Origin of the sequence: Treponema brennaborense DSM 12168 (genome assembly GCF_000212415.1) — a bacterium.
In the GTDB taxonomy this organism is placed as follows: domain Bacteria; phylum Spirochaetota; class Spirochaetia; order Treponematales; family Treponemataceae; genus Treponema_F; species Treponema_F brennaborense.
In genome coordinates, this window is the sequence record NC_015500.1 from 1,271,406 (window position 1) to 1,298,282 (window position 26,877).

General features: G+C 49.8%; 21 protein-coding genes. 9 read left to right on the forward strand and 12 right to left on the reverse strand.

The window, feature by feature from the left end; genetic code table 11:
• Positions 1-8 precede the first annotated feature (8 nt).
• Positions 9-1,166, reverse strand: coding sequence for a hypothetical protein (locus TREBR_RS05475; RefSeq protein WP_013758208.1), 1,158 nt, complete (start codon positions 1,164-1,166; stop codon positions 9-11).
• Between the two features lie 49 nt (positions 1,167-1,215).
• The gene (locus tag TREBR_RS05480) at positions 1,216-2,844 is read right to left on the reverse strand and encodes a glycosyltransferase family 4 protein (RefSeq protein WP_013758209.1); all 1,629 of its coding nucleotides are present in this window, start codon (positions 2,842-2,844) and stop codon (positions 1,216-1,218) included.
• 640 nt (positions 2,845-3,484) lie between these two features.
• Between TREBR_RS05480 and TREBR_RS05485 the strand changes: the two genes are divergently transcribed.
• Positions 3,485-4,726, forward strand: coding sequence for an IS256 family transposase (locus TREBR_RS05485; protein WP_013758161.1), 1,242 nt, complete (start codon positions 3,485-3,487; stop codon positions 4,724-4,726).
• Here TREBR_RS05485 and TREBR_RS05490 read toward each other — a convergent pair.
• The 6 genes from TREBR_RS05490 to TREBR_RS05515 form a co-directional block, all read right to left on the reverse strand.
• Positions 4,709-5,374 (reverse strand): leucine-rich repeat domain-containing protein, encoded by a 666-nt coding sequence (locus TREBR_RS05490; protein ID WP_013758210.1) that lies wholly within the window; start codon positions 5,372-5,374, stop codon positions 4,709-4,711. The two genes, TREBR_RS05485 and TREBR_RS05490, sit on opposite strands and share 18 nt — an antisense overlap.
• Before the next feature lie 20 nt (positions 5,375-5,394).
• Positions 5,395-6,039, reverse strand: a complete 645-nt coding sequence (locus TREBR_RS05495) for a hypothetical protein (protein WP_013758211.1) — start codon at positions 6,037-6,039, stop codon at positions 5,395-5,397.
• A 494-nt stretch (positions 6,040-6,533) separates the two neighbouring features.
• Positions 6,534-6,677 carry a zinc ribbon-containing protein gene (locus TREBR_RS14780; RefSeq protein ID WP_013758212.1) on the reverse strand — a complete coding sequence of 48 codons (144 nt, stop codon included), beginning with the start codon at positions 6,675-6,677 and terminating at the stop codon, positions 6,534-6,536.
• A 343-nt stretch (positions 6,678-7,020) separates the two neighbouring features.
• On the reverse strand, positions 7,021-8,982 hold the full coding sequence (guaA, locus tag TREBR_RS05505; RefSeq protein ID WP_013758214.1) for a glutamine-hydrolyzing GMP synthase: 1,962 nt from the start codon (positions 8,980-8,982) through the stop codon (positions 7,021-7,023).
• The gene (locus tag TREBR_RS05510) at positions 8,979-10,655 is read right to left on the reverse strand and encodes a CTP synthase (RefSeq protein ID WP_013758215.1); all 1,677 of its coding nucleotides are present in this window, start codon (positions 10,653-10,655) and stop codon (positions 8,979-8,981) included. The genes guaA and TREBR_RS05510 overlap by 4 nt, the downstream gene beginning before the upstream one ends.
• A gap of 94 nt (positions 10,656-10,749) precedes the next feature.
• Positions 10,750-12,018: a YhjD/YihY/BrkB family envelope integrity protein gene (locus tag TREBR_RS05515; protein WP_013758216.1), complete on the reverse strand. Its 1,269-nt coding sequence runs from the start codon at positions 12,016-12,018 to the stop codon at positions 10,750-10,752.
• A 199-nt stretch (positions 12,019-12,217) separates the two neighbouring features.
• Between TREBR_RS05515 and ndk the strand changes: the two genes are divergently transcribed.
• From ndk to TREBR_RS05540, 5 genes are read left to right on the forward strand one after another with little or no spacing between them, the layout of a single operon-like run.
• Complete coding sequence (ndk, locus tag TREBR_RS05520; protein ID WP_013758217.1) at positions 12,218-12,661, forward strand: nucleoside-diphosphate kinase; 444 nt, start codon at positions 12,218-12,220, stop codon at positions 12,659-12,661.
• Positions 12,662-12,670: 9 nt separating this feature from the next.
• Positions 12,671-13,720, forward strand: a complete 1,050-nt coding sequence (locus TREBR_RS05525; RefSeq protein ID WP_013758218.1) for an NAD(P)H-dependent glycerol-3-phosphate dehydrogenase — start codon at positions 12,671-12,673, stop codon at positions 13,718-13,720.
• A gap of 9 nt (positions 13,721-13,729) precedes the next feature.
• Positions 13,730-14,947 carry a bifunctional glutamate N-acetyltransferase/amino-acid acetyltransferase ArgJ gene (gene argJ, locus TREBR_RS05530; RefSeq protein WP_013758219.1) on the forward strand — a complete coding sequence of 406 codons (1,218 nt, stop codon included), beginning with the start codon at positions 13,730-13,732 and terminating at the stop codon, positions 14,945-14,947.
• A 17-nt stretch (positions 14,948-14,964) separates the two neighbouring features.
• Positions 14,965-15,831, forward strand: coding sequence for an acetylglutamate kinase (argB, locus tag TREBR_RS05535; RefSeq protein WP_013758220.1), 867 nt, complete (start codon positions 14,965-14,967; stop codon positions 15,829-15,831).
• A gap of 28 nt (positions 15,832-15,859) precedes the next feature.
• Positions 15,860-17,062: an acetylornithine/succinylornithine family transaminase gene (locus TREBR_RS05540; RefSeq protein ID WP_013758221.1), complete on the forward strand. Its 1,203-nt coding sequence runs from the start codon at positions 15,860-15,862 to the stop codon at positions 17,060-17,062.
• A gap of 11 nt (positions 17,063-17,073) precedes the next feature.
• Here TREBR_RS05540 and TREBR_RS05545 read toward each other — a convergent pair whose 3' ends face one another.
• The gene (locus TREBR_RS05545) at positions 17,074-18,108 is read right to left on the reverse strand and encodes a LacI family DNA-binding transcriptional regulator (protein WP_013758222.1); all 1,035 of its coding nucleotides are present in this window, start codon (positions 18,106-18,108) and stop codon (positions 17,074-17,076) included.
• Between the two features lie 314 nt (positions 18,109-18,422).
• Between TREBR_RS05545 and TREBR_RS05550 the strand changes: the two genes are divergently transcribed.
• From TREBR_RS05550 to TREBR_RS05560, 3 genes are all read left to right on the forward strand, one after another.
• Positions 18,423-19,628 (forward strand): substrate-binding domain-containing protein, encoded by a 1,206-nt coding sequence (locus TREBR_RS05550; protein ID WP_013758223.1) that lies wholly within the window; start codon positions 18,423-18,425, stop codon positions 19,626-19,628.
• A 150-nt stretch (positions 19,629-19,778) separates the two neighbouring features.
• Complete coding sequence (locus TREBR_RS05555) at positions 19,779-21,272, forward strand: sugar ABC transporter ATP-binding protein (RefSeq protein ID WP_013758224.1); 1,494 nt, start codon at positions 19,779-19,781, stop codon at positions 21,270-21,272.
• Between the two features lie 26 nt (positions 21,273-21,298).
• Positions 21,299-22,999 (forward strand): galactose/methyl galactoside ABC transporter permease MglC, encoded by a 1,701-nt coding sequence (locus TREBR_RS05560; protein WP_013758225.1) that lies wholly within the window; start codon positions 21,299-21,301, stop codon positions 22,997-22,999.
• Positions 23,000-23,096: 97 nt separating this feature from the next.
• Here the strand turns inward: TREBR_RS05560 and eda are convergent, their stop codons facing one another.
• The 3 genes from eda to recJ all read right to left on the reverse strand — a co-directional run bounded on the left by eda (position 23,097) and on the right by recJ (position 26,803).
• Positions 23,097-24,065 (reverse strand): bifunctional 4-hydroxy-2-oxoglutarate aldolase/2-dehydro-3-deoxy-phosphogluconate aldolase, encoded by a 969-nt coding sequence (gene eda / locus TREBR_RS05565; protein ID WP_013758226.1) that lies wholly within the window; start codon positions 24,063-24,065, stop codon positions 23,097-23,099.
• Positions 24,066-24,200: 135 nt separating this feature from the next.
• Complete coding sequence (locus TREBR_RS05570) at positions 24,201-24,569, reverse strand: ArsR/SmtB family transcription factor (RefSeq protein ID WP_013758227.1); 369 nt, start codon at positions 24,567-24,569, stop codon at positions 24,201-24,203.
• A 104-nt stretch (positions 24,570-24,673) separates the two neighbouring features.
• Positions 24,674-26,803: a single-stranded-DNA-specific exonuclease RecJ gene (gene recJ / locus TREBR_RS05575; protein ID WP_013758228.1), complete on the reverse strand. Its 2,130-nt coding sequence runs from the start codon at positions 26,801-26,803 to the stop codon at positions 24,674-24,676.
• Positions 26,804-26,877: the final 74 nt, after the last annotated feature.

The window sequence follows — 26,877 nt, forward strand, 5'->3', positions numbered from 1 at the left end:
ACTGGTGATTACTCGGCGAAAAAAGAGACGGTTTCAAGTACGATATTTTTTTCCGCGGAACCGGTTTGCATCGTGACGCTCGTTTTCGTCAGCGGCGCCAGTATGATATTCAGTATGTCGGAATAATATTCGGAAACCGATTTACCGTTTACGGCTGTGATTGTCATTGCCGGGCGAATACCTTCATTCCATGCAGGACTGTTTTGTGCAACTTCATCTATACTGATGAGGTCGTTTTCAAACCGTGCACTGATGATCCCGGAAGTCCGCACCGTTTGGCTGAATGTTTTGGCAGCATCTGGCGCGTCCTGCCTTTTCCGGTAATAAAAGCGTCCGTTCTGTAAATCGATGATGATATCGTAGAATCTCAGCAGTCCCGTTCCTATCAGGGCAGGCTCCCGGATAGGGTTGATCATTCCGTTCAGGTTGATCCGTTGCGCCCGTTTCTGTTTGGGAACGATCGGATTTTTACTTACAGCAGAAAAGACCGAAACGTATTCGGGCTGTACGAGCGAATAATCTTGAGCCGTGTTTTGCGTACCGATTTTTACTTCGCGTTTGACGTCAATATCCGAGGGTAGGCTGAGTTTTCCACTGTAACCCGTATCGATGAGCGCGTAAACGGTTTTGCCGTCAACGGAAATCGGTACGTAGGGATTTCCGGAAGAAACGACCAATTCGGTAAAAGAGTCGTAGCCTTCGGGAATACCGTCGGTATGCAGGATGATTTCGTTTTCGGAAAAGGAGATTTCCATGGCGAAAGGTGAAAATATGGACGAACCGATGATACCTTTTATACCGGGTTTGAAATATTCGTGTAAATAATCGGGAATATACATAAGCGGAACCGGATAATCAAGTTCCCCGGGAAAAAGATATAGGCCTCCTATAATGCTGTAGACGTCTGCCGTATAGGTATGTCCCAACAATTGAACTGTCGCCGTTCGATCATGTTGGCAGACCTCCGGAATCCGTTCAGTAATATGAATACCGATTTCCGCTCCCGTATCGAAGATAAAATATCCCAATGTATTGCCTACAACAGCGTGTACCAACATATTACCGGATTCATCGATAACGAAAGGAATACGGGTAACTTCTGCTGCACATATTTTTCCAGCCAGTACCAGCATAACAGAAATAAGTAAGACGTTTCTCTGTTTCATATGTTTTACTCCTCTTTTATATACTCCGCATCAGGCGGATTAGGTGTTATCAGCTTTTCTTCCATATAATAGCTTCATATGAATCTGTTAAACGACAGCTACTGTCTACATGCCACGGTACTTCACTCTGAAGGCTCTGTATCCACGATTCGTCTGTTTCCATTTGCAGTGTTTGCCACGGAATTCTTTTCCCGATTCTATAGCAGACTGCGAGCGTATCGGAGCAGATTCTGAACAGTTCCGTTAACGCATGGTACGGGTGTATTGCAGTTTCCCATGCACCTGTTACATACACGATATCGAATCTCTGATTATCAAAAGGCAGATATTCCATATGATAGATAACGCCGTCGACATATTTTGCCGTGACGCATAAGTTCAACGACGTATCATCGTCCGGCAACTGAGGTGCGGTCGTCACTGATAGTGCGGAAGTTTTATCGTTCGGCGGATACCGTTTTTTTACGGCAAGCAGTGCTGCCCGTTCTTCTTCGAGATAGGCGGCGGATACATACTGATCAAAAATATCCGTAATCCGGTACGATTCGGGGCGGTATGAGGTTTTTATATGCATATGCATCCTGTTTTTAATTGCGGTATAAAATATATAGTGAGCATCAACACATCGTTCCCACGTCCATCGCTGTGCATCTCGTTTTGCTTGAGATCGGATCGGTGCATATGAACCAAAGCGGAGAATTGCATCTGAAAGGACATCGGCAATTCCTGCTGCGGAATTAGGAATCGAAAGGCAGTTTTTACCGGGAACAGCATATTCATCCATACCGAGCTCTTTCGTGGTCAGTAACAGGCAGCCGGATGCCATAGCTTCAAGACCGGTAAGACCGAACGGTTCGTATCGGCTTGGCATAACGACTATATCTGTTTGTGCAAATTCATCGTATAAATCGTTTCCTTCCAGAAAACAGATCCTATTAAAAAGTGACACATCGACGGATGACGGTAATTCTCCTTTTCCGAATAAAGAAAATGTAACAGGCTGCTGCATTTTCATTGTATGCCCTATCGACTGTACTGCTCCGATAAATTGAGAAACTCCTTTTTGTACGTCTTCAAACCGTCCGAAATAAGCAACTCTGATTTTTCCGGGAACTTTCGATTCGTAAAATTGTTCGGGATTTATAGCAAGCGGAAGAACAACAGGACTGCAGTTTGCCGTAATTTGATTTACTGCACGCTGTGCGGCAAATTTTGAATATACTGCAAAAACAGCGGCATGAGACAATGCACATTTTTCTATTTTTAATTCTTGTAAATATTCATCATTTATACCCTGTAATCCCAGTAAATCACAGAACAGCAAATGTGATGAATAAAATACGTTCGTATCAAATCTGAACGGCATATACGTTTGCCGATCGTTGCAGTGAATAACATCCGGTTTAAAATTATCCAAAATCGGCTGAATTTGAGTTCTAAATGATGCTGCATTTTCCAATATGCGGGCTTCTGCGGAATAAGCATCAAATACTTTGCTGGCTGAAAAAACATAGTCGATATCGGAGTCAGGGGCAGGAATTTTATTGCTGCCGAAATGAAAATAGACGACTTTTACATCGCATTTTTTACGCAATACTCGCGTGTATTCGCGAGTAAACGTTCCCAAGCCGCCGAATATCCGTGCCGGATGTTCGGAAGTGACGAATAGAACTTTCATATATAACTCTCTCAACGTTTAATATAACATCAGTGTAAGTTGATAAACCGGTTTTGTCAACAACAAATATATTTTTCGTTTTTCGGTCTTATTTGTCTGATATTCAGAAAAGTTCCTGCTGATACCAGAATAAATAATTAGGAACGATCGTATTCAATAAGTGTATGCACCAGACAGCGCTGAATGAATATTTTGAATTCCACAGCTCGCGGACTGCAAAACATGCCATAGTTGACAGTAATGTTGCTAACTGCATCTTGGAGTAAAAATCAAACAAGATGCAAATTAATGCAAATGCTCCGCTTTCTGGATAAGGTGCTGTACTGCAAACATCTCCTGCAGCACCGACACCATCTGAATCGCCGTTCAGTCGCAATCCCGCGATGCGGTCTTGCTTACCGAGTTTGGAAAACTATCTGAAAGAGGTTTCCAAACTCGCAGGGTTGTCGAATCCGTAATAAATTGGGGATAGCCCCTCATTCGGAGTATTTCCCTTTTACCGAACGAATCTCTTATATTCATCGGGTAAAAAAGAGTTATACTCAAAAGTTGTGGATGAGTTAAATTAAAAATAGAAAAAGAGACTGAGATTTGTTAAAGTTTAATGACCAAACCAAACAAAAACAAAGGACAGTCTCTTATGGAAAATATTTTACAGTGGAATTTGGAAAAAAGCACTACAGCAAGTGCAGATTTTTTTGAAAATCTTGTCCGGGAATCGGCAAGAAAGATGCTCGCGGCGGCATTGGAAAGCGAAGTTGACCAGTTCATCCAGAAACATCAGCATAAGCTGGATGCAGACGGACATAGGACGGTGGTCAGAAACGGCTATATGCCGGAACGTGAAATTCAGGCGACATGCGGAACAATCAAAGTCCGCCAGCCTCGCATTGACGACCGTGCTCTTCCTGGTCCAGAGCGTTTTACAAGTGCGATTCTTCCCAGGTTCATGCGGAAAACACCGACACTTGAGAACGTGATTCCAACGCTGTACCTGAAAGGAATCTCCACAAACAAGTTTCAGGATGCGCTAACGGCGATTTTCGGAGAAGGCGCGAAAGGCTTTTCTCCGGCAACAATAACAAGACTCAAGGAGGTCTGGCGGAAAGAATATAACGAATGGGCACACAGAAGGCTTGACGGAAAAGAATACGTATATGTGTGGGCTGACGGTGTCTACTGCAATGCCCGGCTTGATGACCAGAAACTCTGTCTCCTTGTAATAATTGGAGTTACAGTAGACGGAAAGAAGGAGCTTGTGGCAGTTCATCAGGGAGTGCGTGAAAGTGAGGAATCCTGGCTTGAGGTTCTGCGCGACTTGAAATTCCGCGGACTTACGGCAGCTCCAAAACTTGCAATATGTGACGGAGCGCTTGGATTTCAAAATGCAGTGGATAAAGTCTGGGGTCAGATGAAAATCCAGCGATGCTGGTTTCACAAGACGGGCAATGTGCTGGACAAAATGCCGGACTGCGTTCAGCCGGCGGCTAAAAAGAAACTTCAGGATATTTTTCTTGCAGACACAAAACAGCACGCACAGGATGCCTATCGGCATTTCATTGATACGTATGAGCTGAAATATCCGAAAGCAACGGAGTGCCTTGCAAAAGATTACGATGACCTGTTCAGGTTCTATGATTATCCGGCAGAGCACTGGGTTCATATCAGGACTTCAAACCCGATTGAATCGATGTTCGCAACGGTAAGGCTAAGGCACAGGTCAACTAAAGGAAATGGTTCTGCGGATGCCACGCTCGCAATGGTGTTTAAGCTCTGCAAGGAAGCTGAAAAGAACTGGAGACGGCTCAAAGGTTTTGAAAAGCTCCAGCTGGTCAAAGAAGATAAAACTTTTGTAGATGGAATCTTACAGATTGCAGCCTAAACAAATCCCAGGATTTTTCATCCACAACATTTGACAATTTCTCGGTAAAAAACTGTACGAGTCGCTGCCTAAAAATAATCTTTTTGCCACGGGATTCAATGAAAGAATATAAACTGCGTTATCGTTTGCTTTGATGTGTGATATTTCTTCAATCTTATTACCGGATAGATTGATATACTGCAGATTTTTTCCGTGATCTGCAAAATCTTTTAGGCTGGTAATACCGCAGTTTACCATTGCCAAATATTCAAGCTTTTGCAATTTCAATATGTCGAACAGTTTTGAAAACGTAACGCTTTGAATATCCAGTACTTTCAATTTGGGCAGTGAATATAGAAAGCTGAAATCACTTACGTGTAAGTCGTACAATGTCAGAACTTCCAGTTCCGTACACTGTCTTAGAAACGATAAATCCTTCAAAAATGCGGTTCCGACGAGACTCACTTCCGTAAGATTTTTCAGTTTTTCTAAATTTTCTATTTTTGAAACATACGAACCGTACCCTAGTGAAAAGGTTTCGGTGTTTGTATCGTAATACAGGCTTTCTGCCGTACCGTTCTTTTCGGAAATTAATTTGATTTCAATTTCTTCCGCAAAAGAAAAAGATACTGTAAGAAAAAGTAAAAACAGAGTTATATTTCTTTTCATAAGTAAAACCTCTTACATATTCAGTTTAACGGTACAAAAACGGACTGTTCCGCTGCCGTGCCATGAATACTCCAATCCGTTTCCGTTACAGGAGTATTACCCGGACTATTCCAGACGTGGTAAGTATTTCCGCCTTGATAGTTGTAATAGAACATGTGATCATAAGTCCCATTTCCATCATTATCTAAAAAACCATATCCCTGAGTTCCTGCTTGAGGGAGTTCCGTACCGTTCCCATAATTTTGTGTATAAATTTGATCGACAGTTGACGCATTCCCATCCCATGTTCCGGGATTTTGAATTCCCTGATCAACTGCTACATTATAACTGTTAATATCACAATGATAATCTTCCGGATTTGCAGGTATTTGATAACCAGGAGTTGTAGATGCATTTTGACTGTTATCGTTCTGTTCATCTGAAATCATATCCGACTCGATTTGTTCTTCGTTCAACCCGTATCCGGGTTTCCAACCGGTAAGCGCGCTGTAACCCTCCGGAACTGTGTTGTGCGAGCTTGTCGTATAGCCGCTGAAACTGTTGTACCCATTGCTGCCGGAACCGCTTGAACTGCTGTACTCCGAGCTGCTTAAACCGTAACCGCCGTTTACGGCAACTAATTCACTCATATCCAAAACCTTGAATTCATCCAGAAACATTTTCATTTGTTTCTCTCCTTGTTTCATGTGGGCTCACATGATTTTTATTTTTGCAGCTACACGGCTGCCATATTCAATTTCGGTGAATTGTATAATATGAACGGAGAAGAGATATCTGTTTTCAGAACAATTGTGAAAAACGGTAAGTTTTGGCGGTGAAGATCCCCGAAACAGCACGCATCCGTGCCGGATGTTCGGAAGTGACGAACAGAACTTTCATATGTAACTCTCTCAACGTTTAATATAACATCAGTGTAAGTTGCTAAACCGGTTTTGTCAACAACAAATATATTTTTTCTATTGTTTAAGTAAAATTATATCAATCATAATATAAAATATATGAAATATTAATGAAAATGAAAGTTATTATAGTCCGGAATATGATTCTGCTGTTTTATAAAACGAATATCGTTTATGAATATTACGGTACAACCGGCAGGCGGTACGGACAGCCTTGCACAGGGGAGATGTTACACCTGCCGGTCTTGAACGGCGGTATATTACGCTTTTGTATACGTTGTGTTTTTGCACTTCGGGCAGGGCGGCAATACATCGGAATCATCGTTCAAAACGACTTTCTGATCACATTTCGTGCAAACGTAAGTACCTTTTCCGGGTTTTTCACCGGATTTGTATATTTTCATAATTTTCTCCTATGATTCATAGTATAGGAGTTCGGTTTCGATTTTTCAAATTTACTGCCGGCTTACCATACCGAAAGGCAACTGTCCCGTATGTGCTTTACCGTGAGTTTCCGTGTAACGGAAGTAATAGCTGCAAGAAACCTTGAGGGTATTATCATCGCGAGTTTCCGTGTAACGGAATCAATAAATGCAAGAAATCTTGAGGGTATTATCATCACGAGTTTCTGTGTAACGGAAACAATAAATGCAAGAAACCTTGAGGGTATTATCATCGCGAGTTTCTGTGTAACGGAAACTCGGTAAGGTATAAAATGAAAAGGTATATCCTTTCCATTTTATACCGTCATTCCCAGCCGAACGTTGCCGGCGGCTTGTTCGTAATATCGTAATACACCGCGTCGACGAACGGCAACGCCGCGATCCGCGAAACGATCGATTCGAGCAGCGGCCGGTCGAGGTGCGCAAAACGGGCGGTCATTACGTCTTCGGAAACGACCGGGCGCAATACGAGTGAACAGCGATCTGGTGCGGACGCATACGGCAGATTGATCGTTAAGTGCTGGAACACTTTACGGTACCAGCCGTGTTTTTTCAGTTCGTCAAGTACGATGGCGTCCGCTTCTCTCGTCTGATCGAGTCGGGCTTTGTCGCAGTAGCCTTTCTGAAGCGAAAGAGTCGCATCGGCTTTGCGGTATAAGCAGACGACGGTGCGGTTGACGTTTTTTACCGCGTTCGTAATATACGCGGAGGCTTCTTCAAGCGTATCCCACGGCGGAAGACATCTGCACGAGCCGGTCGTGTCCGCAAATGACAGAACCGCCGGAAATCGGTACGTACGGAAATCACCCTGTACGCCGACCGATTTTACCGGCAAAACGGCAGCCGCGGGACGTGCATACTCCGGAGCGGCGGCTGTTTTTGACTTTGACTCTGCGTAAACCGCAGTCGCGGCTGCACCGTGTCGTGTCGCCGCTGCCGATTCCGTACCGAACAGTTTTGCAAACGACGCGTCCGCTTGTACGATCGACGCAACGGCCGCTTCCGCCGCCGCCAATTCTATTTCATCGGTTTCAGTCAGCGCGCCGTTGCTGCACAATACGTTTATCGACAATCCCGGGCCGGGAAAAGGGTGTCGCATGACCAGTTCTTCGTTGAGACCGATCTTCATACCGATAAGCCGGACTTCGTCTTTGTACAGGTCTTTCAGCGGTTCAATGATAAGTCCTTTCGCGATGAGCGCCTGAATACCGTCGACGCGGTTGTGATGCGTTTTGATCGTGTGCGAATTTTTGGTTCCGCCGGATTCGATGATATCGGGATAGAGCGTCCCCTGTGCCAGAAGCCACTCGTTTTCGTCGAGTTTCAGCCGTTCGACGACCGCGTCGCGGACGGTGATAAAATTTTCACCGACGGCTTTGCGTTTTTTCTGCGGATCGGTTTCGCGGTATATCGCTTGCAGAAAACTTTCGGACGCGTCTTCGCAGATGAAATTCGTAAAACCGAAGTTTTTATACCGTTCGGCTATAACCGCGCTCTCGTTTTTCCGCATAAAACCGTTGTCGATGTGCAGTCCCAGTACGCGTTGCTGACCGAGCGCTTTGTTCAGCAGTGCGAACGCGACGGTCGAATCGACGCCGCCGGAAAGAAAAAGCAATACGTTGCGTCCCGCGGCGTCCTTTTGTATCTGTGATAAAATCAGGTCAAGCACCGTGTTTTGATCCCAGTTCTTTTTCATACCGCAATATTCGGCAAAATTCGTAAATATCGTGTTGCCGCACGGCGTGTCTTTTACTTCAACGTGAAACTGCAAGCCGAATCTGCGGCGTTTCAGATCCTGAACCGCGGCGAACGGACAATCTTTCGTAAAACCGGCTGTCTCGAATCCGTCTGCACATGCAAGCACGGCGTCCTGATGACTCATCCATACCTGAGCCGGAAATTCGATTCCTTTAAAGAGCGGACAATTGACGCTGTCGTTTTGCCGCAGCCGGGCGATTCCGAATTCGCCGACCGCCGCGCGGCCGACTTTTCCGCCGTACTGCTGCGCCATCAGCTGATGTCCGTAGCACAATCCCAACACGGGCACCGTCAATTTCAGAATGTCGCCGTTGAATTCGGGAACGTCCGCGTCGTAAACGGAAGAAGGCCCGCCTGAAAATACGATACCCTTCGCGCCTTCAAAGACATCAAGCGCTGCGGAGGGCAGGGCGATTTCCGAATAATAGCCGAGCAGCCGGAAGCGTTTCGCTATCAGATGCGCGTACTGACTGCCGAAGTCCAGAACGACTATTTTATCGCGGATCATTTTGTACCGCCTTTGCGGTACCGTTCTGCGCTATCCGATGCGCCGCCTTTTCCGGCAGCAGCGGTTCCCGCCGATTCGGCGTACGCGGCGGCGACCTTGATAAATTCCCTGAACAGCGGCTGCGGCCGGTTCGGGCGGGATTTGAATTCCGGATGAAACTGCACGCCGACCATCCACGGATGTCCTTCCTGCTCGACGATTTCGATCAGATTGCGTTCGGGGTTTACGCCGGTCAGGCGCAGCGTGCTGTGTTCAAACTGCGCGCGATATGCGTTGTTGAACTCGTACCGGTGCCGGTGCCGTTCCCAAATGGTTTCGGCCTTATATGCGGCGGCGGCGGTACTGCCGGCTTTGAGCGCGCATTCGTATTTTCCGAGCCGCAGCGTGCCGCCGAGAATCACGCCGTTCTGGTCGGGCATCAAATCGATGACCGGTGCCGGCGTGTCCTTGTTCATTTCGGTCGAATTTGCGTCTTTCAGTCCGAGCACGTGGCGCGCGAATTCGATAACCTGAATCTGCATGCCGAGGCAGATACCGAAATACGGAACGTTGTGCGTGCGTGCGTACTGCGCCGCGCGGATCATGCCTTCGATGCCGCGGTCGCCGAAGCCGCCGGGAACGATAATTCCGTCGGCCTGTCCGAGCCGTTCAGCGGCGGTTTTTTCGTCACACAGCGTCTCCGCGTCTATCCAGTCGATGTTCACTTCCGCGTTGCTGAAAATACCGCCGTGCAGCAGCGATTCCACGACCGAAAGATATGCGTCCCGCAGTTCGACGTATTTGCCGACCAGCGCGATCGTTACCGATTTTGCCGGATGATACAGCCGGTCCACCATTTGCGCCCAATCTTCAAGATGCGTCGGAGTATCTTCTATAGAAAGCGCCTTGCACACCGCTTTGCCGAGCCCTTCTTTTTCCATCATGAGCGGCACTTCGTAGATGGACTTTGCGTTCAGGTTTTGAATAATCGAATCCGTTTCCACGTTGCAGAACAGGGCGAGCTTTTCACGGGTCGCCGCGTCTATCGGCACTTCGCTTCTGAGCATGATAATATCCGGCTGAATTCCCAACCCCTGTAATTCTTTTACCGAATGCTGGGTCGGCTTCGATTTGAGTTCCTGCGCTTTTTTCATATACGGCAGCAGCGTCAGATGGATATACGCGCAGTTTTCCACACCGACTTCGTATTTTATTTGCCGGATCGCTTCAATAAACGGCAGCGATTCGATGTCTCCGACCGTACCGCCGATTTCGGTAATGATTACGTTTGCTCCGGTTTCCTGAGCGGAAAGCAACATGCGCCGCCGGATTTCGTCCGTTACATTCGGAATGACCTGCACGGTTCCGCCGTGGAACCCGCCTTCGCGTTCTTTATTTAAAATAGAAAGATACACGCGACCGGCCGTCGTATTGCTGCTTTGGGAAAGACTTTCGTCGGTGAACCGCTCGTAGTGCCCCAAGTCAAGATCCGTTTCGGCACCGTCGTCGGTAACGAACACTTCTCCGTGCTGATACGGATTCATCGTTCCCGGATCGATGTTCAAATACGGGTCGAATTTTTGGTTTACCACCTTGAGGCCGCGGCTTTTCAGTATGAGCCCCAGCGACGCCGCGGCAATACCTTTCCCCAAAGACGAGACGACCCCGCCGGTAATAAAAATGTATTTTGTCATATGATGCTCCGTATGATGCCGAATGTATATTAGATTAAATATACCACAAACGCCGTACCGACGGCAAGAGCGGCCGAAAACGAAGCGCGTTCTTTTACCGTTTCCAATACAATTTTGCAAAATAAACCGAAACCTGTGCCAACGCTTTCCGGCTGACGTCAGGATTTTTGGCGAGCATGGAAGTGAACGTTTCGCTGTTTATTTTAATCAAATCGACGTCAGTTACCGCGACCGCAGTCGATTCCCGCCTGTCGTTCAGCAGACACGGCAATTCGCCGAAAAACGCGCCGCGTTCGCAGTACAAACTGTGATTTTTCCGCAAAATCTGTACGGTTCCGCAGGTCAGGTAATATACGTCGTTCGTGTCGTCGCCTTCGCGGTAGACGACCGTTCCGGCCGAATACGCGATATGTGTCGTATTCGTGCGCATAAAATAATCGGGCTGAATGAACAGTATCCTGCGGATAACGGCGTCCGCGTTCATGTCATCGCGGTCCGGCAGCAGATACAGTTCGGCAAGCAGCAACTGATCGAAAAACTGAAATACGAATACGTATTGCGCAAAAAACAGAAAGAGAATGAAAAACGTAAAAACTTCAAGCAGCAGTACGATGCTGTTGCTCAGCACGCCGTAAATCAGGTTGTATTTGGTCATATCGACGAACGCGGCGAAAATCAGCTGGAATACGACGAACACCGCCGTGCACAGTCCCGACGCGATGGTGCACAAAAGCCACGGCGGCTTCGTTCCCGACGCGACTCTGAACGACACGGTAACGAATAAAAACATAAGTCCCGCCGGAATGAATTTTAAAAGCAGCGCCGTAATGCGTACAAAAAACTGCGGAATGAACGACGTTAAAAACGAAGAAGACAATATGGACTGCCCCGTCGTAAACAGAAAGATAAGGACGGCGACGGCGACGACGATCAGCACTTCGCCCGCAAGCGAGATAAGCTGCGAAATCAGCGGTTGGCTTTTCGCTTCGGTGTGAAAGATGCAGTTGACGCCCTGCATGACGGAATTGAAAAATCGCCGCGCCATCCAAAAAATGGAAAGACCGATGACGATTTCAAATATACCGCTGCCGCCTACCGACAGAACCGAATTGATGATTTCGGGAATATCGATCGTTTCGGCAAATATATCTTCAAAATTGAACAGATTCGTCAGTATGTCGGGAGATGCGTGCAGAAACCGGATCAGGATCGTTGCGATCATGATAATGACCGGTAATATGGAAAACAAAAAACCGAACGCACACGCGGAAGCGTACGTGATCAGGTCGTTCCGTACGAAAAAACTGCCGGTGAGAAAGACGGTTTGCGTAAACGTTCTGAACGAGAGTTTTTTCTTTTCCATAGATAATACTATATCAGAAAAAAAGCGGTAACGCCAGATTGTTTTTCGATATGACCGGTATGACCGGTAAAACCGCCTCGCTGCGTGAACAGCCTCGTCGCTCTCATAGCCGCGCCTTCGGCCCGCGTACCGTAATATAGACAGCCGCGTGTCTTTGCGCTATAATTGTCAAAATATTGTGTAATCAGGAAGTTATAAAATGGAAAGATGTTTTGCAATGTTAAAACCCGGTGTTTTGAACCGCCGCATCGTCGGTGAAGTTATAACGCGGCTTGAGCGTAAAGGGCTGCAGCTTGTCGGTTTGAAGTTGATGAACGTTTCCGACTCTCTTGCTGCGAAACATTATGCCGAACACGTCGGTAAACCTTTTTATCAGGGTCTGGTCGATTATATTACGTCCGGCCCCGTCGTAGTCATGGCGTGGCAGGGCGACGAGTGCGTGACGCTCGTGCGGAAATTGGTCGGTGCGACGAAGCCGGCGGAAGCCGCTCCGGGAACTATCAGAGGAGACTTTTGCGCGCATACGCAGCATAACGTGATTCACGCGTCCGATTGCGCGGAAAGCGGCGAACGCGAAATCGCGTTGTATTTTACGGAAGACGAATTGATTTCGTGGACGGACGAATCCGCCTGCTGGTTATAGGAGTGTATTATGAATGGTAAACAGGTCGGTGTTATCGGAGCGGGCGCCTGGGGCACGGGGCTTGCACAGGCGCTTGCGCGCGGCGGCCACTACGTTGAAATGTGGGCACTTGAACAGGATGTCGTAGATTCGGTAAACGGTGTGCATGAAAATAAACGGTATTTACCCGGATTTGCGTTATCGTCGAATTTGACGGCTTCTTCCGATATCCGTCGGGTCGTTTCCGATAAAGAATTCCTTATCTTGGCAAGTCCGTCTTTGTATTTGGCGTCAACGGTTGCAAAACTGTTGGATATTCCGTCCATTGCGGACGGTTCGACGTGCATCGGCGTTTTGACGAAAGGCTTCGTTCCCTCGTTGAACGGTCCGAAACTGATTCTCGAAACGCTCGAAGACGTGTTGCCCGAATCGTATAAAAAGAATCTGGTGTATATCGCGGGTCCCAGCCACGCCGAAGAAGTGGCGATGGGAAAAATAACCGGTCTCATCGCGGCCAGTGAAAATCCCAAAAACGCTATCCGCTTCCGCGAACTGCTTCGCGTACAGGGACTGATGGTGTATTCGAGTCTCGACGTTATCGGCGTGCAGATCTGCGCCGCCGCAAAAAACGTCATCGCCGTCGTATACGGAAGCCTCGACGCCATAGCCGAAACCTCCGATTCGTTCGGAGACAATACCGAATCGCTGCTGCTTGCAGCCGGATTGAACGAGATTCAGACGCTCGGTTTCGCCATGGGAGCCACTCACGCGGAAACGTTCACGTCGATTGCCGGAGTCGGCGACCTCGACGTTACGTGCCGCAGTAAATACGGCCGCAACCGCCGTTTCGGACACGATATTATCAAAACCGACATCCTTTCGCGGTTTAAGAATCTCGACGATCTGATCGCGCACATCGGCGAAATCGGGTACCTTCCCGAAGGCGCCGTCGCCTGCAAATACGTGCACGAAATCGCTTTGAAATACAATTTGAAACTGCCGATTTGCGACGGTTTATATCGGATACTGAACGGCGAAATCAAGCCGCTCGATTTTATGAACGAACTTTTGTCTCAATAGGAAGCGCGTATGAAATATATCGACGGGGGAGTAACCGCTCCGAAAGGCTTTACGGCGAACGGCGTGCTGTCGGGCATAAAACCCGGCCGGACGAAGAACGACACGGCGCTGATTTATTCCGAAAAACCGTGCGCCGCTGCGGGAGTGTTTACGCAAAATCGCGTGCAGGCCGAATGCGTAAAACTTTCCAAGCGTCATATCGCTTCCGGTACGGCGCAGGCAGTCATTGCCAATTCGGGCAACGCGAATGCCTGTACCGGAACCCGGGGAGCGGAAAACGCGTACCGCATGGCGAAAGCCGCCGCCGCTGCCGTCGGCGTATCCGCCGAATCCGTACTCGTCTGTTCGACCGGCGTAATCGGTCAGCAGCTTCCGGTTGAAACGATAGAAGCGCACGTATCGGCGCTCGCCGCGGGGCTTTCAAAAGACGGTCACGCCGCTGCCCGGGAAGCGATCATGACTACCGATACCGTTTACAAGGAATGCGCCGTAGAAACCGTTATCGGCGGAAAATCCGTCCGCATCGGTACGATGGCGAAAGGTTCCGGTATGATTCACATCAACCTCGGCACCATGCTCGCTTTCATAACGACGGACTGCGCCGTTTCGGCTGCCATGCTGGACGAAGCGCTGCGGCTCAGCGTCGCCGGGACGTACAACTGCGTTTCCGTTGACGGAGACACCAGCACGAACGACACGCTTTTGATCCTTGCGAACGGAGAAGCCGGAAACGCCGAAATTACCGCTTTCGGAGCGGACTTCGACGCGTTCGTTGCGGCGCTGAACGCGGTGAACGTTCAGATGGCAAAGAAAATCGCCGCCGACGGCGAGGGTGCCCGGCATTTAATCGAATGCCGCGTCAGCGGCGCGCAATCGGTTGACGCCGCGCGTATATTGGCAAAGTCGGTCATTTCTTCCAGTTTGGTCAAAGCGGCGTTTTTCGGCCGCGACGCGAATTGGGGGCGCATTCTGTGCGCGATGGGCTATTCGGGTGCGTTTTTCACGCCTGAAAAAACGTCCGTCGCTTTTTCAAACGCCGCCGGTTCAATAGAAGTGTTTCACGAGGGCGTTCCGCTCGACTTCGACGAATCGAAAGCCAAACTCATTTTAAGTGAAAAGGAAACGCTTATCAGCGTGCAGCTCGCCGACGGAACCGCCGAAGGAACCGCCTGGGGCTGCGATTTGACCTACGATTATGTAAAAATTAACGGCGATTACCGTACCTGATTTTCCGGAGAATACAGATGGCTATATCGAACACAGATTGGGCGGACGTGCTCGTTCAGGCGCTGCCGTATTTTAAACAATACGCGGGCAAGACGGTCGTCGTCAAATACGGCGGCAACGCGATGCTCAACGAAGAACTGAAAGCCGCCGTTATGGAAGATATCGTGCTGCTGAACACGATCGGCGTTCACGTCGTGCTCGTTCACGGCGGCGGACCCGAAATCAACGCGATGCTCGGAAAGGTCGGCAAAGAATCGAAATTCGTCAACGGACTGCGATACACCGACGCCGAAACGATGGAAATCGTGCAGATGGTGCTTACCGGTAAACTGAACAAGGATATCGTCGGCATTCTCCTGCAGGAAGGCGGCAAAGCTGTCGGTTTGAGCGGCGTCGATTCGGGCCTGCTCCGTGCGAAAAAGATCGACAAAGACGGAGCCGACCTCGGTTTCGTCGGAGAAGTGACGGAAGTACATCCGGAGATCGTGCAGTCGCTGCTGGATCAGGGATTTATCCCCGTCATTTCAACGGTTGCGCTCGGCGAACAGGGCGACATGAGCCGTTACAATATCAACGCCGACACTGCGGCCGCCAAAATTGCCGTCGCGCTGAAGGCCGAAAAATTCGTACAGCTGACGAACGTGCCGGGCGTTTTACGCGACGTCGGCGATCCGTCTTCCCTGATCAAAAGGATTGCGCGTGAAGCGATTCCGTCGATGATTGCGACCGGCGTGATTTCATCGGGGATGATTCCCAAAATAGAATGCTGCTTCGAGGCGCTCAAAGGCGGCGTTCCCCGTACGCACATTATCGACGGCCGCGTTCCTCATTCGCTTTTAATAGAAATGTTCAGCGATCGCGGCGTAGGCACGATGATATTATAATGGAAACGATAATAAAAAGGGGCTGAGTATGGCAGGCGTCATAGCGAATAATTACGGGAGTTTTCCCGTTGTGTTTTCGCACGGAAACGGTTCCGTGCTGACCGATACTGACGGAAAGGATTACGTCGATTTCGTTTCGGGGATCGGCGTCAATTGTTTGGGGCACGCGCACCCGGCGCTGGTAAAAGCGGTGCAGGAGCAGGCTGCCAAACAGATTCATATTTCCAACTATTATAACTCCGACGAAGGGCTTGCGTTCGCGAACGAACTGCTCGCGGCGAGCGGTATGGAACGGGTGTTTTTCGGCAATTCGGGAGCGGAAGCGAACGAAGCCGCCATAAAACTCGCCCGCAAGTACGGTTGGCTTTGCGGCGGCGCATCAGCGGTGAACGGCGGCGCGTCAGCGGCGGAAACGCGCAACGTAATCGTAACGCTTGAAAAATCGTTTCACGGACGCACGCTGGCAACGCTGCGCGCGACCGGTCAGGAAAAATTCCACGCGCCGTGTTTTGAACCTTTCCCCGGCGGTTTCCGTCATATCCGCGCGGGCGATTACGATGCGCTGGACACCGTTTTCGACGGTTCGGTGTGCGCGCTTTTGATCGAATGCGTACAAGGCGAAGGCGGCGTCAACCTTATCGACGCCGAATGGGCGCAAGCCGCCGCCGCCGCCGCCCGCAAAGCCGGTGCGCTCGTCATGTGCGACGAAGTGCAGACGGGCATGGGACGCACCGGATATCTGTTCGCTTCGGAAGAACTCGGCGTGCAGCCGGACGTCGTCACGACGGCGAAAGGCATCGCCGGCGGCGTGCCGATGGGTGCCTGCCTGTTCCGGGGAAAAGCGCGCGACGTGTTCGCTGCCGGTGATCATCAGTCCACGTTCGGCGGCAATCCGCTTGCGTGCGCAGCCGGCCGCGTCGTGCTGCGCGAGCTGCGTGCTCCCGGATTTTTGGATCGCGTTCGCCGTGCCGGTGAATATATCCGCCAGACGGTGCGCGGCTGGCAGCTTCCGTGCGTAAAAGAAGTGCGGGGCAAAGGGCTGATGATCGGCGTCGACGTGGCGCAGTTGGCCGCCGCCGTTCAGAAATCGTGTCTTGAATCGGGATTGTGCATTTCAACGGCCGGCGTCAACACGCTGCGTTTTCTGCCGCCGCTCGTTATCACGGACGCCGAGATCGAACGCGGTCTTGCGGTACTGAAAACCGTGCTTGTGCAAACCGGCGGCGTTTGAGCCGTCGGATTTCAGTAGTGCAGGGGCGACAGATAGTCGCTTGCGTTTTCCTTGAACAGAATGTCGATCGGCACGGATATCCGGGCCGGCCGCTTCTGCGAGAGTAAACTGCTTTTGTAGATTTCGTACACGCTGTTGTATCCCTGATATTCGGGTCGCTGTGAAATGATGCAGTCGATGTTGCCATTTAAAAGACCGTGCGTGTTCTGTTCCTGCATGTCGTAGCTGATGAGCGCGACGCGGTCTTTCCTGTTTGAATAACACAAATACTGACCGACGATAAACCCTTCCGTGTGCGTGACGAAAATACCGTTTATATCGGGATATATGGCGAACAGTTCGTCGAGGAAATTGAAAATTCCTTCGTTCGATTCCGCGTGGCACACCGATTCTATCACGGTGGAACCGGCGTCCTGCCGGAAAAAATCACAGAATCCGCGATGCCGCTCGCACAGATTGTACGCGTCGGCGTATATTCTGAGCGCGGTGAATTGACCGCTGCCTTTCAGCAGTTTCATGATGTGTCCCGCGCACTGTCCGCCGCGGTACGGATTCTGCGCGATAGTGGTGAGCGGAGACGCTTTGGGCAGCGGCGAGTCGACGAACACGTACGGAATTCGGGCCAGCCGGGCAGTCAGTTCCGCCGCTTCATCGGGAACTATCGGAGCCAGAATCATGGCCTGAATCGGCCGTTCCAGCAGTTTCCGCGCCGCGTCGAGCAGCGATCCCCGTTCCGTTCGGTTGAAGTATTCGTACAGCAGCGTGATGCCGAACGGCTGCAGCGTTTCTTCCGCTTCTTTCATACCGTGCAGGATCATCGCCCAATAGCCGGAACCGGAATCCGGCGGCGGCATGAGCACTCCTATCAGAAACGGTTTGTTCTGTTTCAGTGTCCGCGCGATGGGGTTCGGGGCGTATCCGTATTCGGCTATTACGGCTTCCACGGTGTGCCGGGTTTTTTCGGCGACTCTGCCGCGTTTGTGCAGAACCCGGTCTACGGTGCCTATCGAAACGCCTGCCTTTTCCGCTATTTCCGTAATAGTCATATACAACTCCGTCAGTTAAACCTAAGCGTGTTAACGTACACATTGCTATTGTATACCCGATTCGCCGTTTCAGCAAGTTATTTATAAGTAAAAATAACGCCGAATTTACCGTTTCTTTCATTCGGAGGAGGCGCAGACATCACCTTACGGATCAATTTAACGATTTTTTAACCGGAATGGGCGTTTTTTTATTGATTTCGCGAAAAAGTATTTGACAGATTTCTGAAACAGGTGTATAAATGATTTAACAAGAGTGTTAACGAACACGCGTTTGAAACGGCGTGTTCATATTTTCTTTACTTGGAGGAGCAAAGATGAAAAAACTTACTTGTACTGTATTGGTACTGGCTTTGGTCAGCGGTCTCGTTTTCGCCGGCGGCGGAAAAGATGCCGGTAGTGTTGTTCTGAACAAAGATAAACCGCTGGTTTTCTTTAACAGACAGCCGTCTGATCCTACGACAGGTGCCATCGATATGGCGTCGATGAATTGGAATGATAAAACATATTACGTCGGATTTGACGCTGCCGGCGGTGGAGCCGTACAGGGAAAACTGATCACGGATTTCCTCAGCTCGGCTGACGCGAAAAAAATCGACCGCAACGGCGACGGTGTTATCGGTTACGTATTGTGCATCGGCGACGTCGGACACAACGACTCCAAAGCCCGTACCGAAGGTATCCGCAAAGCGCTGGGAACCTGGTCCGGCTCGACTGATCCGGGAAAAGTAAAAGAGGGTTCCGTTGTAGTCGGTGGCAAGACGTTCAAAGTCGTAGAACTTGAAGGTAAAGCCATGACCGGTACCGACGGTTCAACCTGGAACGCCAACGCGGCCACTGAAGCTATGGGCGGATGGGCAACGAAATTCGGCACGAATATCGACATGGTCGTTTCAAACAACGACGGTATGGCGATGGGTTGTCTGCAGGCTTCCAACTATCCGGCCGGCGTTCCGATTTTCGGATATGACGCCAACGCGGATGCTATCGAAGCTATCGGCGCCGGAAAACTGACCGGAACCGTTTCCCAGAACGTTGACGCTCAGGCTGCGGGAACTCTTCAGGTGCTCCGCAATCTGCTCGACGGTCTGACCGGCGCGGACGTATACACGAAAGGTATCACCACCGCCGATCAGTACGGAAACAAAATTACTCCGGCTGTTGATTACAAAGCCGACGTTAAAGGTCTGTTCGCACTGAACGGTCCCGTTAACTCTTCAAACTGGAAACAGTACACTGCCGGTAACCGCGACGCGGGTATCAAAAAGTCTGCGGCTCCTGCGAAAAAGGTACTGCTGACCATTTACAACTCGGCCGATAACTTCCTGTCGTCTTCTTACCTGCCGGCGCTGCAGTATTATGCTCCGCTGATGAACATCAATTTGACGGTCGTACAGGGTGACGGTCAGAACGAATCCAGCTGTTTGGACAAGTTCACGAACCTGAACAACTACGATGCTTACGCCATCAATATGGTTAAGACAAACTCTGGAAGAGACTATACGGATAAATTGAAGTACTAATATAGTCCGGTTGGCAGAAGATGCGGAGACGCCGAACGGATGAAAATCGGTAAAGCGCTCCGCTTCCGTGCTAGTAGTATGTTAGTGTCGAAAAATTACCATGTCTTTTAAAGACGTGGTAATTTTTTAACGGACAAATGAGGATATTTTATGGATGATATAGTACTAGAGATAAAAAACCTTTCAAAATCATTTGCCAAGAATAAAGTTCTTGACGGTATCAATTTAACGGTAAAAAAAGGATCCGTCTTAGGTCTCATGGGTGAAAACGGCGCCGGAAAGTCGACGATGATGAAATGTCTTTTCGGTATTTATGCCAAAGATGAAGGTTCTTTTTCTCTTCTTGATAAACCGGTCAATTTCAAAAATCCGAAAGAGGCGCTTGAAAACGGCGTGGCGATGGTTCATCAGGAATTGAATCAGTGCCTTGACAGAACCGTAACCGACAATTTATTTTTAGGCCGTTATCCGACTCGGGCCGGGGTCGTGGACGAAGCCAGAATGCTGAAAGCCAGCAACAAACTGTTTGCCTCGCTTAACATGAATGTTAATCCTAAAACCATTATGCGTACTATGTCCGTTTCGCAGCGGCAGATGGTCGAAATAGCGAAAGCAGTTTCATACGATGCAAAAATCATCGTTTTGGATGAACCCACTTCATCTCTGACGGAACGTGAAGTCAGCAAACTGTTTTCAATCGTTACCGATTTGAGAAAAAAAGGTGTTTCGTTCGTGTATATTTCGCACAAAATGGACGAAATTTTTCAAATATGCGATGAAGTAGCCGTGCTTCGGGACGGAAAGATGATCCTTTCCAAGCCGATCGCGGATACCGACATGAACGAACTTATAGCGGCGATGGTAGGCCGCTCTCTTGATAAACGTTTTCCCGACGTCGATAATATGCCCGGCGAGGATTTCCTTGAAATCCGCAATCTTACAACAAAATATGAACCGGTTTTGGAAGACATTTCCTTTACGGTAAAAAAAGGTGAGATATTCGGGCTGTACGGACTGGTCGGTGCCGGCCGCAGCGAATTGCTCGAGTCCCTGTTCGGTATCAGAACGATTGCTTCCGGCGAGATAATTATGAACGGCAAAAAGCTCCGCTTCAAAAACAGTAAAGAAGCGATGGAGTACAGCTTTGCGCTGGTAACGGAAGAACGTAAACTGAACGGTATGTTCGGAAAAGATACCATTCAGTTCAATACGACGATTACGAATCTTGACAGTTATAAGACGTTCGGCATTTTGTCGAACCGCAAAATGCAGGAAGCGGCGAATCGTGAAATAAAAACGATGAAAACGAAATGCGTTTCCTGCGACGAGTTGATAAGTTCTCTGAGCGGCGGAAATCAGCAGAAAGTCATTATCGGTAAATGGCTTGAACGCCAGCCGGAAGTGTTCCTTCTTGACGAACCGACGCGCGGTATCGACGTCGGCGCTAAATATGAAATTTATCAGCTGATTATCAAAATGGCCAAAGAAGGAAAGACCATTATCGTTGTTTCCAGCGAGATGCCTGAAATACTCGGTATTACGAACCGGATAGCCGTTATGTCGAATCACCGGCTGGCGGGTATCGTGAACACGCAGGACACCGATCAGGAAGCTTTGCTGAGACTTTCTGCTAAATATTTGTGATGAAGTAAATTATGGGGGCAGGACACATGAGTGAAAAATTTGATGTTTCGGAAGTAAAATCACTGGATGAAGATACGAAACTGCAGGAATATACGGAGACGCTCCATAACCTGCGGAAAGACGGCGTCAATAAGATCATCTCGTTAAAACAGGAAATCGCCACGCTTAAAAAGAATAAGATGGTCGACGTTGCCGATAAGGAAAAGATTATCGGGGAATATAAACGGCAGATCGCCGCCGCCAAGAAAGTGGCTGCGGCGAACCGTTCCGAGGAAAATCGGCTGGTAAAAGAATCCGTTGCGTATGCGAACGCCTTGTCCGACGTATACGTAAATCGGGTCGTTGCGGAAGAAAACGTGCGATTGGCTCAGCTTAAAAAGGAGCATGTTGCCGAACTCGCCGCCATAAAAGACGAAGCGATTGCCGCGGAGCGGAAAATCCGCGATTCCTACGCGGGAAAAACGTCTAGAGCGGATCGCGCCGCTTTAAAGGACGATATCGCCGTCCGCCGCTACGAAATGAAGTCCGAACTGTTCGATGCGAAAAGCCGGTATTCGTCTTCCGTTGAACGCTGCAAAGATGCAAAAAATCAGGCGTTCATCGATCACGTGCAGAAAAACAGAAATCTGCGCAACGGAAAGACGAAATTTTCCGAAGACATCGTGCTGAACATTAAAGATTACGTGTACAAGTTCAAGATGTCGAAGTTTTTTCTTGACAACGGACTGTATCTTGCGATTTTGGTATTTTTCATCGTTTGTATCGTTTTGGCTCCGCTTTCCGGCAACGGAAATCTGCTGTCGCTGCCGAATATCTTTACGATTCTGGAACAGTCTTCCACCCGTATGTTCTACGCGCTCGGCGTTGCGGGACTGATTCTGCTTGCCGGTACGGACTTGAGCGTCGGACGCATGGTCGCCTTGGGCGCCGTCGTAACGGGGCTGATTCTGCATCCGGGCATGAACATCGTTACGTTCTTCAATATGGGACCGTGGAATTTCGTCGCAATCCCGATGGCGGTTCGCGTTCTGATGGCGCTGTCCATTTCCGTCGTATTGTGCGTTCTGTTCAGTTCTTTTGCCGGCGTGTTTTCCGCCCGGCTGAAAATACATCCGTTCATTTCGACGCTCGCGACGCAGCTTATCATTTACGGTTTGCTGTTTTTCGGAACGAGCGGTACGCCGGTCGGTTCCATCGACGCCGGTATCAAAGACGTGTTCGGCGGCCGCTGGATTATGGGCGTGCTGAACGGAGAGTTGATCACGTTCCCGAAACTGATCATTCCGGCCGTTATCGCGATTATCGTCGCCTGGTTTATCTGGAACAAAACGACGTTCGGCAAGAACATGTACGCGGTCGGCGGCAACTCGGAAGCGGCGAGCGTCAGCGGTATCAGCGTGTTCAAAGTAACGATGGGCGTGTTCATCATGGCGGGTATTTTCTACGGTTTCGGTGCGTTTTTTGAAGCGTTCAAGGCGAACGCGAGCGCCGGTACCGGACAGGGATACGAACTCGACGCCATCGCCGCGTGCGTCGTCGGCGGTATTTCGTTCAACGGCGGTATCGGTAAAATCGGCGGCGCGGTACTCGGCGTTATCATCTTTACCGGACTGACGTACTGCTTGACGTTCCTCGGTATCGATACGAACTTGCAGTTTGTGTTCAAGGGCTTCATTATCATTGCAGCCGTTGCGCTCGACAGCGTAAAATATCTGAAACGCAAGTAATTGCAGCGGAGCCGGCTTGCACCGGCTTTTGCCGTTCGCTGTATAATAAAAAAGCTGAAATCCGCTACGGATTTCAGCTTTTTTTGCGTCCCGGTGCCTATGCCCGGATCAGATGTACGGCGAAACCGCCGATTTCCTTGTCAAGGTACACGACTTTAAGCGGCGTGCTGCCCGCCGTACCCGTATAGGAAGCGGTTTCCATAACGGGTTTGAACCCGTACTGCGCCAGATAGGCGAGCGCGCGTTCGATATTCCACGTTTTGAGCCCGATGTGACCTTTTGTGCCGCGGAACGGCTTTTTCATCACTTCGAATTCGGTGTTGCAGAAAACGGAACTGTTTCCTTCTTTTGCGGTGAAACCGAACAGTGAGAACAGGTTTGCCGTTTCGTGCGCGTCGTTTTCATCAGCCGAATTGAGGCCCATATGTGCGAACGTAAAACCGTGAATGGCGGTTACCGCTTCTTTGCACAGCGCGGTGATACCCGCCCAATCCTCCGCGTCTATCATGTCGGCTTTGACCATCCAGCTGCCGCCGCAGGCGAGTACGTTTTTCAGTTTGGCGTAGTCGGACACGTTTTTTGCGCTGATACCGCCGGTGGGCATGAACGTTACCTGCGGAAAGGGACCTGAGAGCGCGCTCAGCATGGAAACGCCGCCGGACTGTTCCGCGGGGAAAAATTTAAGTACGGTCAGTCCTTTTTCAAGACCTGCTTCAATCTGACTCGGACTTGAAACGCCGGGAATCATCGGTACGTTGCGGGCAATACAGTAATCGACGACGGCAGGATTGAATCCCGGTGAAACGATGAATTTTGCACCGGCGGCGATCGCTTTTTTTGCCAGTTCCACGTTGATGACGGTTCCCGCTCCGACGAGCATATCGGGACACGCGTCCGCGATAGCTTTGATGGCGTCCGCAGCTGCGGCTGTCCGGAACGTAACTTCTGCGGCGGGAATACCGCCTGCGGTCAGTGCCTGAGCGAGCGGAACCGCTTTCGCCGCGTCGTCGATTTTAACTACGGGAATGATTCCGATATCCCGCATTTTTATGTGCATTGCATCCATACTAGTACTCCTTACCATGATTTATGGAATTTCTTATGAATAGAGTATATCACAATGTTTTGAAAAATGGAACAGTGTTTCAAAAATAAAATCCGCGCGTTCGGACGGAACTGAATCGATGCGCCGGAATCACGTTCAGTTTTTTGCGGAAATTTGGGCAAGCTCCCGGTCTACGTCGGGATCGTTGAGTATTTCCTCGATAGAAAGCATCAATTCCTTGAGCTGCGCGAACCGTGTTATGATGCTGATATAATAATAATTGGACGTTCCTTCCCTGCGGATCGTAATGATTCCCGATTGTTTGAGGATTTTCAGATGATGGGAAATTGCCGGGCGGGAAAGCTTCATTTTCGACTTTATTTCACCGACGTTCAGCCCTTGCAGACCGGCGTCTATCAGATGAAGCAGAATTTCCTGGCGTATTTCATCGCCTAAAGAAACGAAGAACGACTGACAGCCTATGAACAGTTCCTTTATGTGTTGCAATTGATTGGTGTCTAACATATTCTATTATGATACAGCCCTCCGCTGTTACTGTCAATAAGAATCTTTTACCGGATACGAAACGATCGGTTCCGACTGGTACTGCCGGAACCGGAACTCGGTTTCTAGCGGGATTTTTCCAGCGCATTGATAATGAGCTGCGCCGTTTCCATTCCGTTGAACGTATTGCGGTTTACTTGATACAGAACGTCGACGGTATCGCCGACGTTAAAATCGGTTCCCAGCCGTTCGGCGGCGCTCCAATACAGCGCGGGCCATTTCGTTTTGCCGCCGGCAAGCGTCAGTTTCAAATGTTTTTTTTCCGTTTTTCCCAGAATGTCCGCCCCGATAATCTTGAGCTTCCGGCTGAAAAAGAACAGGGGCGGATTTTCTTCTCCGAACGGCTCGAACAAGTCCACGGTTTTAAGCAAATCCGGTGTGAGCCATTCGTGCGGAATTTCGGCGTCGGCCTGCGGTAGTTTTTCATCGTTTTCTCCAAGTTCAATGCCCGAAGACAACTGTGCGAGCCGCTCCGTGAACGGAACGACGTTTTCCTTGACCAAACTGAAGCCGGCTGCAAAATTGTGACCGCCGTGATTGATGAACAGATCGCCGCATTGGGCGAGCAGTTCGGTAACGTCGTAGCCGCGCGTTGAACGCATGGAACCGACGGCGGTGCCGTCTTCCACAAACGTTACGGCTATGGCCGGTACGTTGAACGCTTTGACCAGATTCGCTGCCAGAATACCGGAAACGCCGCGGTGGATGCGTTCGTCCACGACGACGACCAATTTCCGTCCGAACCGCTCGAAGCTTTCGTACGCCTGTTTTTCCGTATATCCCCAGGCATCGCTTCCGAGCTGCCGGCGGTCTTTGTTCAGCTGGATGATTCGGGAAGCGATTTCGTCGCGTTCCTTCGCATCTTCGGATAAAAAGAGTTTTACCGCCAATTCCGGCTGTCCGAGCCGTCCCGCCGCGTTCAGTACGGGAACGACGTTCCATGAAACGTCGGTGCTGCTCAGTTTTTTGCCGAGCAGATTGAGCCGGGCCAGCAGTTCCGTCAGTCCCGGGCATAAAACGCCGCCGTTTATGGACGCAAGCCCCTGACGGACGAGGATGCGGTTTTCGTTTTTAAGCGGCATGATGTCGGCGAGGGCCGCGAGCATAACCAGCTGCAAGTCGAACTGGTTTTTGCGCAGAGCCTCGCCGTCGGCGGTTTTTTTCTGCATGAACGTAACGAATATGTTGAAAAAGCCGTCCAGTTCCGAAGCGGGAGTGTCCTGATAGCGCAGAATGCGCGACATTTCGCGTATACGCAGCAGGCTGGCTCCGCGGACGGCCGGAATCGCGTCCGCAATTTCGTTTCGGATATCGAGCATGTTGAATTCGATACCGGATCCGAATATTTTGGCAAGCTGTTTTTGCTGCAGTTCGGCATCCCACACGCATATCTGCTGACCGCGCAAAAAGGGAATCAGCCGCGTGTTTTCGATGCGGACGAGACCCGGCGTGATCGTTTCGGTGAGCCGGGCTTTTTCCGTCATGTTTACCGTTTTTATGCATTCGATGACGTACGCTTCGTTAACGGGGCGCACGTTCAGCAGGCAGATTTCCTGCTTGTATAATTCGTTTCGGGAAAAACGCAGCGCCGAAACCAATTTGTACACGACGGCGCAGCCTGAAATGTCTTTGAACGGATAACCGGAATCCGCAAGTTTCGGATTTATGATGATCGTCGCAGGCGGCAGCTGTTCGGGCGGATTGTGGTGATCGGTTACGATAACGTCGACACTCAATTCCGCCGCGCGCGCTATTTCCGTCGTATTGGAAATACCGCAGTCTACGGTTATGATGAGCGTGCCGTAATCGGCGGCGAATTCTTCCACTGCTTTCAGGGAAAGCCCGTATCCGTCGTCGCCGGTGGGAATGCGCCACTGTACGTCGATACCCATACCGCTCAAACAACGATATAACAGCGCGGTGCTGGTAATGCCGTCCACGTCGCGGTCGCCGAATATGAGCACCTTTTCGCCGTCGTCCTTTGCGGACAGAATGCGGTCCACGGCGTCTTCCATCGCGGAAAACAGGAACGGACTGTGCAGATACCGCACGTCGTTTTCCAGATAATACTGGATATCTTCACCGGTCGTGATACCGCGCCGGGCTAAAATGGAAGCGGCGAGCGGATCACAAGCAAACCGCTTGTGCAATTCGTGCACCACTTCTTTTGAGAGTTCTTTTTTGTTACAAAGCATCGTTACCGTTTTTCCTTATAAACGATCGTTCCCGGCGCGGCCTCGGCGGCCGAAAAGGGATTCCGTTCGGTATG

Bases quoted from the DNA above. Each gene is read 5' to 3' on its own strand.
- TREBR_RS05475 (WP_013758208.1), bottom strand. From the start codon at position 1,166: ATGAAACAGAGAAACGTCTTACTTATTTCTGTTATGCTGGTACTGGCT.
- TREBR_RS05480 (WP_013758209.1), bottom strand. From the start codon at position 2,844: ATGAAAGTTCTATTCGTCACTTCCGAACATCCGGCACGGATATTCGGC.
- TREBR_RS05485 (WP_013758161.1), top strand. From the start codon at position 3,485: ATGGAAAATATTTTACAGTGGAATTTGGAAAAAAGCACTACAGCAAGT.
- TREBR_RS05490 (WP_013758210.1), bottom strand. From the start codon at position 5,374: ATGAAAAGAAATATAACTCTGTTTTTACTTTTTCTTACAGTATCTTTT.
- TREBR_RS05495 (WP_013758211.1), bottom strand. From the start codon at position 6,039: ATGAAAATGTTTCTGGATGAATTCAAGGTTTTGGATATGAGTGAATTA.
- TREBR_RS14780 (WP_013758212.1), bottom strand. From the start codon at position 6,677: ATGAAAATATACAAATCCGGTGAAAAACCCGGAAAAGGTACTTACGTT.
- guaA (WP_013758214.1), bottom strand. From the start codon at position 8,982: ATGATCCGCGATAAAATAGTCGTTCTGGACTTCGGCAGTCAGTACGCG.
- TREBR_RS05510 (WP_013758215.1), bottom strand. From the start codon at position 10,655: ATGACAAAATACATTTTTATTACCGGCGGGGTCGTCTCGTCTTTGGGG.
- TREBR_RS05515 (WP_013758216.1), bottom strand. From the start codon at position 12,018: ATGGAAAAGAAAAAACTCTCGTTCAGAACGTTTACGCAAACCGTCTTT.
- ndk (WP_013758217.1), top strand. From the start codon at position 12,218: ATGGAAAGATGTTTTGCAATGTTAAAACCCGGTGTTTTGAACCGCCGC.
- TREBR_RS05525 (WP_013758218.1), top strand. From the start codon at position 12,671: ATGAATGGTAAACAGGTCGGTGTTATCGGAGCGGGCGCCTGGGGCACG.
- argJ (WP_013758219.1), top strand. From the start codon at position 13,730: ATGAAATATATCGACGGGGGAGTAACCGCTCCGAAAGGCTTTACGGCG.
- argB (WP_013758220.1), top strand. From the start codon at position 14,965: ATGGCTATATCGAACACAGATTGGGCGGACGTGCTCGTTCAGGCGCTG.
- TREBR_RS05540 (WP_013758221.1), top strand. From the start codon at position 15,860: ATGGCAGGCGTCATAGCGAATAATTACGGGAGTTTTCCCGTTGTGTTT.
- TREBR_RS05545 (WP_013758222.1), bottom strand. From the start codon at position 18,108: ATGACTATTACGGAAATAGCGGAAAAGGCAGGCGTTTCGATAGGCACC.
- TREBR_RS05550 (WP_013758223.1), top strand. From the start codon at position 18,423: ATGAAAAAACTTACTTGTACTGTATTGGTACTGGCTTTGGTCAGCGGT.
- TREBR_RS05555 (WP_013758224.1), top strand. From the start codon at position 19,779: ATGGATGATATAGTACTAGAGATAAAAAACCTTTCAAAATCATTTGCC.
- TREBR_RS05560 (WP_013758225.1), top strand. From the start codon at position 21,299: ATGAGTGAAAAATTTGATGTTTCGGAAGTAAAATCACTGGATGAAGAT.
- eda (WP_013758226.1), bottom strand. From the start codon at position 24,065: ATGGATGCAATGCACATAAAAATGCGGGATATCGGAATCATTCCCGTA.
- TREBR_RS05570 (WP_013758227.1), bottom strand. From the start codon at position 24,569: ATGTTAGACACCAATCAATTGCAACACATAAAGGAACTGTTCATAGGC.
- recJ (WP_013758228.1), bottom strand. From the start codon at position 26,803: ATGCTTTGTAACAAAAAAGAACTCTCAAAAGAAGTGGTGCACGAATTG.